Raw genomic sequence first — 10,821 nt, 5'->3', positions numbered from 1 at the left:
AGGATGCCGACGCGGGCATGACGGTAGGGAGGAGGCATGGATGACAAAGGCAGGAAGGGGCAGATCGGCCTGGTGCTGGGCGACAGGCAGCTGGATAACCGAGGGGCCAGAGGCAGGTCCGACGCTACTCTGGCTTGGCGACCGTATCCCCCGACGACCAGCGCTGGAGCAAGGTGGCGTAGAGGCCGGGATCAGCTATCGTGGCCCCCTGCTGAGCGATCAGGACAGAGGCAAACTCCTGGGCCCGCTCCAGCATCAGCTCCGGCGGCCAGCCCCTGAGCAGTCCCAGGATACAGACCGCGCTGAAGCCGTCACCCGCGCCCACGGTGTCCACCACCGGCAGCTCTCCTGCCGGTTTCACCTCCAGCTGGCGGCCATCGGCCAGAAAGAGCCGGGCCCCCTGCTCTCCCCTGGTGAGGATCACCCCCTGGAGTCGATAGCGTTTGAGCAGGCGCTGCACCCGGTCCTGATCACTCCCAGGCTGGGGCTGAAGCTGCTCAAGCTCCTCGTCATTGAGCTTCACCCAGGAGGCCCCCTCCAGCAGCGAGAGCACGGCAGCCCGCTCCCACCAGGGCGGCCGCAGGTTCACATCGATAAACAGCGGTGCTGCACAGTGATCCCGGAGGCGAGAGAGGGCCTGACGACTCTCCGGATGCCACAGGGCCAGGGAGCCGTGATAGATCAGGGCTGCTCTCCTGGGGAGTTGAGCCGGTTCCACTTCAATCCACCCAAAGGCCTGGTCCAGGGAGATAGTATAGCTGGGCTGTCCCTGCTGCAGATGAATCTCCACCGTGCCGGTGGCCCGCTGACGGTCAAGCTGAAGCGCACCACGATCCATACCCTGATCATTCATGGCCTGGATAATCCGCCTGCCCCGCTCATCGTCTCCGACCCTGGAGACCAGCAGGGGGGCCGCCCCAAAGGACTGGAGGTGCCAGGCCACGTTAAAGGGTGCGCCGCCAAGGACCTCGGCCCCATCGGGAAAACAGTCAAAGAGTACTTCACCAAAGATCAGTGGGCCTGATGGGGCCATATTTCTCTCCTGAAAAATCATTCATCATGGCCAAGCGGATATATCATTCAATGCATGGCTTGTTGAAAAACGAAACAACGGCTTGCTCGTATGTGCGCGGCTGACCTGAAGAACAGCTCTATTTTCCGGTCAGCTACTTAAAAAACACTACTCAGGCCAGGAAAAAATATCCATAAAGAAAATACTGCAACAGCAGCTTCCCCGGATAATTCAAGATAATCCGTGCGAAAGTATCCGCTTCACGATATTATATAAAATTAGAAACAAAAAAATTCAGACAGCGAGCCTGAATCTGTTATTCACTTGCTCGCCCAAGATGAGCAGCTCTGCCTGGCGGAGAGCTCCCCGCCCCCCGCACCACCAGTGGACCTCACCCCCCTCTCCTGGTTCCGCTAATGACCAGGCCGCAGCAGCTCTGCTTGCTCCCCGAGAGCAAAGAGAACGTACCGGAGAACATCATGAGCACCTCAGGTTTATACCTTCAACTATTCAGCCCCCACGGCCTCATCCGTGGCCATAGCCCCGAACTGGGCCGGGATGCCGACACCGGCGGTCAGGTAAAATATGTCCTGGAACTGGCCAAAGAGATGGGCCGCCGCGAAGAGGTGGCCCAGGTAGATCTGGTAACCCGGCTGATCGATGACAAGTCCGTGGCTGACGACTACAGTGTAGCCATCGAGCCGCTGAGTGAGCACGCCAGAATTGTCCGCATCCGCTGCGGCGGCAGGAAATACATCCGTAAAGAACTGCTCTGGCCCCACCTGGAGGAGTTTATCGACAAGACCATCCGCTTCATCAAGTCCCAGGCCAAATCACCGGATCTCTTTCACGGCCACTATGCCGACGGCGGCTACGTTGCCATGGAGCTGGCCGCCGCCTTTGATGCACCCTTTCTCTTCACCGGCCACTCCCTGGGCAGCAACAAGCGACAGAAACTGGCCCAGGAGGGGGTCAGCGCGGCCCGGATGAACCGACAGTACAAGCTCGACACCCGCATCCTGGTGGAAGAGGAGATCATGCGCAAGGCCGACCGGATCATCACCTCGACCCAGCAGGAGATCGACCTCCAGTACGGCCTCTACAGCAACGGTCGGATCCCGGATTTTTCGGTGATCCCTCCCGGAATCGACCTGGAGACCTTTTACCCCTTCTACGATCTGCAGATGGATACTGAGCTGTTGAGCGAAGAGGTCAAGCAGACCCGCTTCACCCTCTTCAACGAGCTCCACCGCTTCTGGGCCCATCCGGAAAAACCTTTTATCCTGGCCCTCTGCCGGCCGGATCAACGCAAAAACATCAGCGGCCTGCTGGAGGCCTACGGTACCAGCAAGGAGCTGCGGGCCATCGCCAACCTGGCCATCTTTGCCGGCATCCGCAGCAACATCACCGCCATGGAGGACAACGAGCAGGCCGTGCTCACCGACATGCTGTTGCAGATGGATCGCTACGACCTCTACGGCAAACTCGCCATTCCCAAGAGGCATGACTTTGCCACCGAGGTGCCCGAACTCTACCGGATCTGTGCCGAGAGCCGCGGGGTCTTTGTCAACCCTGCCCTGACCGAACCCTTTGGCCTGACCCTGATCGAGGCCTCGGCCTGCGGCCTGCCCCTGGTGGCCACCCAGGACGGGGGCCCCAGGGATATTGTCGGCAACTGCGACAACGGCATCCTGGTGGACGTGGCCCAACCCCGCGAGATTGCCCAAGCCCTGCAGTCCATCCTGGTGGATGAAGCACAGTGGTCCCGCTTTTCCAACAACGGCATCAACGGCGTCCGCAACCATTACTCCTGGCAGGCCCATGCCGAAAAGTCGCTCCACCACATCCTCCAGCTCCTGCCGGAGAAAGATCTCCCCTCTTCCCAGAACGGAACAGCAACCATGACTACGCCCCGCTCTTCAGCCTCCTTTGGCAAGCGCCTGACCAACGTCCAGAACCTGTTGATCACCGATATCGACAACACCCTGGTAGGCGATGATGCCAGCATGCAGGAGCTCTTTTTCCACCTCCAGGAACGAAGGGACAGTCTGGCCTGGGGGGTCTCCACCGGCCGCAGCCTGGAGCTGACCCTCCAGGCCATGACCGAACACAACTTTCCCATGCCCGATATCCTGATCTGCTCGGTGGGTACCGAGATCTACTACGGGCCGGACCTGCGCTACGACAAGGGCTGGCAGCGCCACATCTCCTGGCAGTGGAAACCGGAACAGATTAAAGAGGCCCTGGCCGTGTTTGAGCACCTGGTCTTCCAGGAGGCCGAGGGGCAGCGGGGCCACAAGATCAGCTACTACCTGGAAGAAACCGGCAACCGGCTCCAGGCCATCAATCAGGGGCTCCAGGAGAACAAGCTGCGCTGCCGGACCATCTACTCCCATGGCCAGTTTCTCGATGTTCTCCCTGTCCGGGCCTCCAAGGGTAAGGCTGTGGACTATATCCGCTACAAGTTCGACTTCTCCCCCAGGCATGTGATGGTGGCCGGCGACTCGGGCAATGACGAGGATATGATCACCGGCAAGTCGCGGGGCCTGGTGGTGGGCAACCACAGCGAAGAGCTGGAAGGGCTCCGGGGCAAGGCCAACATCTACTTCAGCCAGGCCTGCTACGCTGCCGGCATCCTTGACGGCCTGAAGCATTATGGACTGATCTAGGGATCCCTTGGAAGATTGCCATCTCTTCCAGGCCATGCGTCATGGAGGAGACTGTATCCTGGGGATACCCCTTATATGCCTGGGGCACAGGCGTAGACCATGCCGTGGTCCTGAGCGAAAGATCTCCTTTTTCATCGTGCCCTGATGGTTGAGCCAAGCATGGATTCCCGCCTGCGCGGGAATGACGACTACAACAAAATCAGGCTGGTGCCAGCGGCCTGGATCCCCACCTGCCCGGGAATCCAGAGTGGCTCCGATGGTGGATTGCTCCAACGCTACTTCTCTTCCTCCACGTCATGCCCGCCTTCCTCAGCGTCATGCCCGCGAAGGCGGGCATCCAGGTCTGTACAGCAATGGTTCAGATAAGGCCTTTCACTGGAAATTCTTTCTTGAGCAGCTCCCAGCTCACATCGCTGTAGCTGTCCCATTCCTCTTGTTCGCCAAGATCCAGAGGCAAACCTACTTAATGTACTCCAGCCAAGCATGGATTCCCGCCTGCGCGGGAATGACGACTGTGCGGAGAGGACAGCCATAAAATTTCATCCAACCCACCTTATTATTCAAGATGCCTCTGAGATATGGTGGCAGCCCGCGGCCGGAACTGGAGGTGATAAAACATCTCCAGGTAGCGGCTGGTCTCCTCCCGCTCCAGGTTGGTGGCATACTTCCAGAAGCCGTAGACACAGCTGAGGGAGAGCAGGCGTTTGGCATAGCGCTTCCAGGTATAGCGCTCCTCAACCCGGTGAATGGCACCCCTGGAGACAGCCTGCCAGAGGTCGGGCTCCCGGTTGCAACTCCGAAAGAAATCCACCATGATCTCAGCGGCCTTCTCCCCGTGATTGGGATCAATATGAAAACCGGAGCGTCCGTGGTTGATGATCTCCAGGGGACCGCCATAACAGGTGGCAAAGGTGGGCAGCCCTGAGACCATGGCCTCGATCACGGTCAGCCCAAAGGCCTCAAAAAATGCAGGCTGGACAAAGGCCCCCCTGGTGTCCGCCACATAGCGGTAGAGCTCGCCGGAGAGGTTCTTATCCAGGCGCAGGCCTACCCAACGCACCTGCTCTGCCAGCCCCAAGCGGTCGATCAGCTCATGCATCCGCAGGATCTGATCCCGCTCCTCACTGTCGGCAGAGCCATCAGGGTTGATGGTGCCGCCGATGATCAGCAGGTTGGCCAGCTGCCGAAGGTCCTGATTTTCACCGTACCATTCCACCAGGCCGGTCAGGTTCTTGATATGATCCAGCCGGGCCATGGAAAGCAGCAGGGGTCGATCCTTCCGGCTGAGCTCCCCACGGCAATCCGGACCCTCTCCACCGTAGATCAGCTCCTCCAACTCAGGGTGAAGATCGTAGAGCCGCTGCTCCTTGGCGGTATAGGGAAAATAGACGGTCTCATCGGCCCCGGGCGAGACAATGTTAAACTTAGGGTCAAAGACATCGATTCCCTGGATGATCCGCTGCAGGCCGGGCATGGTAAAGGAGGTGTAGCTCTCGTACTGGCCCACCACATCGCTGGAGCCGGCGATCTCCTGGTAGGTGGAGGTGATGATGAAGTCGGCAGAGTTCATGGCGATCAGGTCGGCGGTGAACTGGCAGGAGAAGTGGTACTGCTCCTCCATGTTCTCCCAGTAGAGGGCGGAGTAGAGGTACTTGGTCTTTTCCAGGGCATGGGCGATGGTACAGTGGGTCACCCCCAGGCTGCGGGCCAGCAGGTAGGCAGCCAGGTTGCCGTCGGAATAGTTGCCGATGACCAGATCAGGCCGACGGTCGAGCCTGGCCAGGATCTCGGTCTCTGCCTCCCGACTGAAGGTTTCGATATAGGGCCAGACCTCGAAGCGGGAGATCCAGTGCGGGATGACGCTGCCGTCGGGCCCTCGAAAGGGAATCCGAATGATCGAGACATTATCGGTGCCGCGGACCTTTTCTTCCTCCAGGTCACAGCTGGTCTCCCCGGCCTCTGGGATCAAGCGGGTGATGATCAGGATCCTGGGGATGATATCCAGGCCCTGGTTATAGATCCGTTTTTTCATCTCCCGCTCCAGGGCGCGGACCTGATCCAGGATGTAGACCACCTGGCCGCCGGTATCGGGCAGGCCCAGGACCTTATCCTGACCAAAGTAGCCGTGGGGCGAGAGGATGGCGATATTGAAGATCATCGGAATCCGTCCCAGAAAACGCTCCAGATTCTGGTGATCCGGGGCTTCCAGCAGGTCGGCCAGGATGGACATGCTGGCCCTGATCCCCTCAATGGTCCTGCCCCAGCCCGGTTCAAAACCCAGGGTACCCAGCTCGGCGGCCACATCCTGCCAGCTGAGAGTGTCCGGCTGCTGATCCAGGATATCCATGCCCTGATGCAGGGCCCTCTGCAGGGCCGGGACACTGTCGATCCTGCTGTTGATCATGAATGGCTGGCCCCGGTAGTTGTGCACCTTGAGAAAGGAGAAGAGCAGCTCATCACCCTTGCGGAGCTCGTTGCCGAGCCGGCTGGAGAACTTACGGTTCAGGAACTCCACCCCATGGCCGATGGAACGGGTCTGCTGCATCTTGGGAAAGTCCCGCTCAAAGGGGGTAAAATCCACCTCCAGCATGGGCTCCTGCGGCTGCCCACCCACCAGCTGCTCCTTGAAGGTCAGGAAGTCTGCAGTGGAGACCTCTGCAAAACCCATGGTTTCAAAGTGATAGCACAGGTAGTGCCACTGGGCCACCCGGGGCCGGACATCCAGGTAGAGCCAGCTGTCGCCAATGGCAGCCTCCTGGCTCTTGCGGAGGACCTCCCCCAGGGGAGAGGCGATCAGTCCCTCCTGGCCCTGCTCCTCACAGAAGAGCAGAAATCCATCCCAGAGTTCACTGCCCAGGATGAGTTTCTTGCCGCTTTGCAGGTAACGCCGAAACAGAGTGTCCACCAGTTCTGGTTGCCGGCCGACACATTCCCGTAAGTTGTCCAACATATCTTCTCCTCGTTCTTTAGCTTGGTAACTCTGGCTCCGGGTATACTCTCATTGTACCCTAATTTGCCCCAGGGAAAAGCTGATTACTCGCCGGAGTGAGCTAGCCGCAGGAATTCGATGAGCTCCTCTCGGCTCGCACCAGTTCCTCCCCAGGGAGCAGGGCCTGGAGAGATGGAGGAAAAGCGCTGCTGACCAGGGCTGCCCTGAGTTTTTGACGGTGAGCCGGCATCAGCAGCAGCCGGTAGAGGTCCTGGTCCAGCCGGGCCCCACGATAACAGATGCGCAGCCGGCCGAGGGAATCGATCCCCAAATCCTGGTCAGCAGCCGGCCCAGGCCCGGGAACCAGGTGCCAGAAACCGGAGCCCTGCAGGCCCATAAAGGGCTCTATCATGGCCCCGGTACCGGTAACCGGCGGCACTCCTGTGCGTGCCTGCCAGTAGGATACAAAGGCCTCGGCCAATGGCGGGGAAGGAGCGATAAAGTTGCGCTTGATCTCGCCTGTTGCCAACAACTCAAGCACTGCCAGCATGAGCAGGGATCGAGCCGGAAAGGAGGGATTCCGCTGTTCCGGAGAGCCGCCCCTCGGAGGGGGGCTTGGCTCAATATCCAGGGTGGCAAAGGCCTGGATATAGGCGTCCAGGAGGCTACACATCAGCCTGCCCTCCGCACTTGGCCAGCAGATAGCTGAGCCAGATATTTCCTCCCCCTGCCGGGGATGGGTCCCGGGAAGATTCCACCACCCGCAGTCCCAGGCGCGGCCAGAGCAGCGCCAATCGCTCCTCCTGCCAGAGGGTGAAGCGGCGGCCATCGTCACCGCGGCTCCTCCCCTGCCCCTCCTTGAGGGTGAGCAGGAGGAGACCGTCAGCCTGCAGCCCCTGCCCTGCCCGCCGGAGCACCGGGGCCAGGGCGGCCGGCTGCAGATGCACCAGGGAAGCGTTGAAGAGCAACCCATCCCAACATTCGGCGCTGAAGTCATAACAACTGAAATCAGCCCTGATCACCGGGCAGCCCGAATGGTGACGGGCCAGCTCTGCCAGGCCGGCAGCACGCTCCATGCCCGTGGCCTGAAAACCCTGTTTTTTGAGCCAGCGCAGATCACGGCCCGAACCACAGCCCAGGTCCAGCACCCTGGCCCCGGACCGCAGCCGGGAAGAGAGCCGGGAGAGGATGGGGGTGGGATCAAGACTTGCGGTCTGCCGGAAGTAGGCCTGGGAGCGTTCCCGGTAGAAACGGGCATTGGGCTCCTCGCTGCCGGCAGAGCGCTCCCGGACGACCCGGGCAATGGGGATATCGGCCTGGGCCAGGTCGTAGCGATCGAGCTCAGAGGGCGCCACCCACTCAAGCCGGTCGTGGACCCGGAGGACAAACTCGCCGGAGCGCCACCTCACCTCATGGGCCAGCAGGCGGATGGAGGCGTGTTCATAGTGAAAGAGACTTTCGGCTATGCAGCAGCCCACCTCCACCCCAACCGCGAGTTCCTCCAGCAGTTCCCGCTGGAGACACTGCTCCGGGCTCTCCCCGGGCTCAATCTTGCCTCCGGGGAATTCCCACTTCAGGGCATGCTGCTCGCCCCGGGCACGACGGGCCAGAAGGACGGTCTCGCCCCGGCGAAAGACCGCTGCCGCCACATCGATCACCGCCCGCCCACTCAGTCCACATTCCCCGGCAGAGACACACATACAAGCACCCTTTAAAAACACACGATATCAGATTCTTACCTAACAGGCCCTATCCATACCACCCTCTCAGGACAACTGCAAATTGTAATTCCTGTTCACAATCGTCAACACTCTCGTTAAAGTGGGTTATTGCAGGTGACAGTATCCCCTTCAACCAAACCCATGAGGTCTGTTTGCACCCAGCCAACCAGCAGCACCACCATACCATCCCGGAGCTCATCCTGATCGTCGGCACCGATGCGGCCGGCAAGGATCACCTTGCCCGTATTGTCGAAGAGATGATTCTCGAAGCAGGCTACCCTGTCGAGAAACGCAAACGATTGCTCTGCGGCAAGCTGACCCGGGAGCACTCAAGCAGTGCCAAGAGCTGGTTCGAGCTCTGCCTGGAAAAGGCCTTTATCCGCTGCTTTCCCTCGGCCCGGCGCTGGCTGCCGTGGCTCCTGACCCTGCTGCTCAGGCGGGATATCCGGCGATTCAGCCATCCGCAAAAAAAAGTCGTGATCGTTGGCCACAACTACCTCCGCGGACTGGCCCTCAGCTGGGGTCACCCTGCCCACAGCCAATGGCCCCGCCACATCTCACCCCTTCTGGAGCAGACCCTGGCAGAGATGCGAGCGCTTCCCGGGTTTCATGCCATTGTCCTGGACGTGGATGACGCCATCCGCAAAAAACGGATCAGCAGACGGCTGGCCCTGGGTGAAGCCGATAACTTTGATTGCTACATGGCCGAGGACCGGGAACGCTCTGAGCGGATTGAAGAAATACTGGTCCAGTTGGTGAAAGATCACCTGGGAGGACAGCTGATCAGAAACAACGATCTTACAGAGAAAGAGTTGCGCACTCTGCTGAGCCAGGGCTTTGCCCGAAGCAACAAAAGCAGCTGAAAACTGCCGACTCATCGAGCCAAAACAAATCAATAAAAAGAAAACCACCTGGGAGATTTTCCCCAGGTGGCTTGTGCTCAACGCAACAATGGGATCGAGGGACTACTTTTTGCCGTGGAAGTTGGCGGCATGCTCGGCTGCCCAGGCCTTGTCACGGCTGGCGTGACAACTCAGGCAGGTGTAGTCGACGGTGACAAAGCCCTTGGCAAAGAGTGATTTTTTGCCCTTCTCCTCCACCTCCTTGAACATATTGGCGTCTGCTGCGGTGTTGATCTTGAAGATATGGGTCCGCACATCCCCGGTGTAGGTGGCTACTCTGATCGCCGACTTACTGGCCTTGGGCATGTGGCACTCGACACAGCGGGTTCCCTGCTTGCCATGGATGGTCTTGGCGTAGGAGGCGGCTATATCTTCATGGCACTCCATGCAGGTGTCTTTGACCAGGATGGCCCGTTCATGGGGGTTATGGCAGTCGATGCAGCTCAGATCCCTGTGCACCCCGGCCTTGAGTTCGTTGATCTGTTCGTGGTGACGGATAAACCCACCCTTTGCCGGAGGCTCGGGACCGATGCCGCCGCGCTGGTGACACTTGCCGCAGGCTTCCGGGGTCCTGTCGATCTTGATGGTGCTCTTCACCGGCTTGCGGAGGTGCTCCATCCCCGGTCCATGGCACTCCTCGCAGCTGATGCCGTCCTCGGCCCAGGTGCCGATCATCCCTTCCATGTTATCCTGGTGTCCCTCCTTGGCGTAGGCCGTCATATGACAGGGGCCGCACTTGTAGGGCTTCTTCTCCCCCTTGTGATAGAAGGACCAGGAGCCGTCTTCCAGGTTGTATTGGGTCTTGGCCTCAGAACCGTCTTTGGCCGTGGTGATGATATAACCGTTGTTGTCGATGAAACGGGCCTTTTTGACGGCACCGCCGATCACATAGGAGATATCGTCCCAGCTGTAGCCCGGCGGCAGGGGCAGTTTGGCATACCTGGCCTTTTCCACCTTACGCAACTTCCAGGGGTGACCGGACGCCTGCCACTTGTTGTACTGCTCTGCATGACAGTCGAAACATTTTTCCGAACCGACATAATCGTTGCCCTGGGCCACCGAAACGGTGACCAGGAGATAACCAAGCACAACCAACAGCAAGACCTTGTTGTTCATAACACCCTCCATAATGAATGTTGTTATAAGGACCGAACCAACCGAACCCGGCAACAGGTGCGGCGGTGCGGTTTGCTTACCAGGTTTGCTTCCCATGTGCGACTTCCCAACCCGGACAGCTGAAGCAGAGCTCAGGGGAAATAGGGGGCAGGAGCCCCCGGGCTGCAGGTCACCTTCAGCAGTATCCGCAACAGATGCCTTCAGTATAGCAGCAAGAATCATCGGGTTACAGCAAATTATGAAACAGTGAAGCTCAGGCCGGGAAACGGAGCAAAGGGGGGTGAGCAAGCAGGGGCTAATCCAGGATGCGAGCAAGATGGCTGGTGAGCTCTGCAGACGTCATTCCCGCGCAGGCGGGAATCCAGTATCGAGGAATCGGGAACCAGCCCTGGCTTGGAGGCCTGCCACCAGACCCCATGAGCAGCGGAACCCTTCTTGCCAGACCCTACCTGCCGTACCTGGATGCCCGCCT

At 59.6% G+C, this 10,821-nt stretch carries 7 protein-coding genes; 2 read left to right on the top strand and 5 right to left on the bottom strand.

The genetic code is table 11. From position 1 onward, the window contains the following. Positions 1 to 124 precede the first annotated feature (124 nt). A complete protein-coding gene (locus G494_RS24870; protein WP_035247977.1) occupies positions 125 to 1,033 on the bottom strand; it encodes a carbohydrate kinase family protein in 909 nt (302 codons plus the stop codon). Positions 1,034 to 1,491: 458 nt separating this feature from the next. On the opposite strand from G494_RS24870, the gene G494_RS0120970 reads away from it, so the two are divergent. Further along, positions 1,492 to 3,681, top strand: coding sequence for an HAD-IIB family hydrolase (locus G494_RS0120970; protein ID WP_035247989.1), 2,190 nt, complete (start codon positions 1,492 to 1,494; stop codon positions 3,679 to 3,681). A gap of 556 nt (positions 3,682 to 4,237) precedes the next feature. Here G494_RS0120970 and G494_RS0120960 read toward each other — a convergent pair. The 3 genes from G494_RS0120960 to G494_RS27210 all read right to left on the bottom strand — a co-directional run bounded on the left by G494_RS0120960 (position 4,238) and on the right by G494_RS27210 (position 8,310). Further along, a complete protein-coding gene (locus G494_RS0120960) occupies positions 4,238 to 6,631 on the bottom strand; it encodes a sucrose synthase (RefSeq protein WP_028586082.1) in 2,394 nt (797 codons plus the stop codon). Between the two features lie 100 nt (positions 6,632 to 6,731). After that, the gene (locus G494_RS0120955) at positions 6,732 to 7,283 is read right to left on the bottom strand and encodes a hypothetical protein (RefSeq protein WP_028586081.1); all 552 of its coding nucleotides are present in this window, start codon (positions 7,281 to 7,283) and stop codon (positions 6,732 to 6,734) included. Continuing rightward, positions 7,276 to 8,310 (bottom strand): NUDIX domain-containing protein, encoded by a 1,035-nt coding sequence (locus tag G494_RS27210; RefSeq protein ID WP_161630029.1) that lies wholly within the window; start codon positions 8,308 to 8,310, stop codon positions 7,276 to 7,278. The genes G494_RS0120955 and G494_RS27210 overlap by 8 nt, the downstream gene beginning before the upstream one ends. A 173-nt stretch (positions 8,311 to 8,483) precedes the next feature. Here G494_RS27210 and G494_RS0120940 point away from each other — a divergent pair, with 173 nt between their 5' ends. Beyond that, the gene (locus tag G494_RS0120940; RefSeq protein ID WP_028586080.1) at positions 8,484 to 9,194 is read left to right on the top strand and encodes a P-loop NTPase family protein; all 711 of its coding nucleotides are present in this window, start codon (positions 8,484 to 8,486) and stop codon (positions 9,192 to 9,194) included. Positions 9,195 to 9,296: 102 nt separating this feature from the next. Here the strand turns inward: G494_RS0120940 and G494_RS0120935 are convergent, their stop codons facing one another. Continuing rightward, positions 9,297 to 10,349 carry a NapC/NirT family cytochrome c gene (locus tag G494_RS0120935; protein WP_028586079.1) on the bottom strand — a complete coding sequence of 351 codons (1,053 nt, stop codon included), beginning with the start codon at positions 10,347 to 10,349 and terminating at the stop codon, positions 9,297 to 9,299. Between the last annotated feature and the right edge of the window lie 472 nt (positions 10,350 to 10,821).

The organism is Desulfogranum mediterraneum DSM 13871 (assembly GCF_000429965.1).
In the GTDB taxonomy this organism is placed as follows: domain Bacteria; phylum Desulfobacterota; class Desulfobulbia; order Desulfobulbales; family Desulfobulbaceae; genus Desulfogranum; species Desulfogranum mediterraneum.
This window is presented reverse-complemented; position numbering and strand designations above follow the sequence as displayed.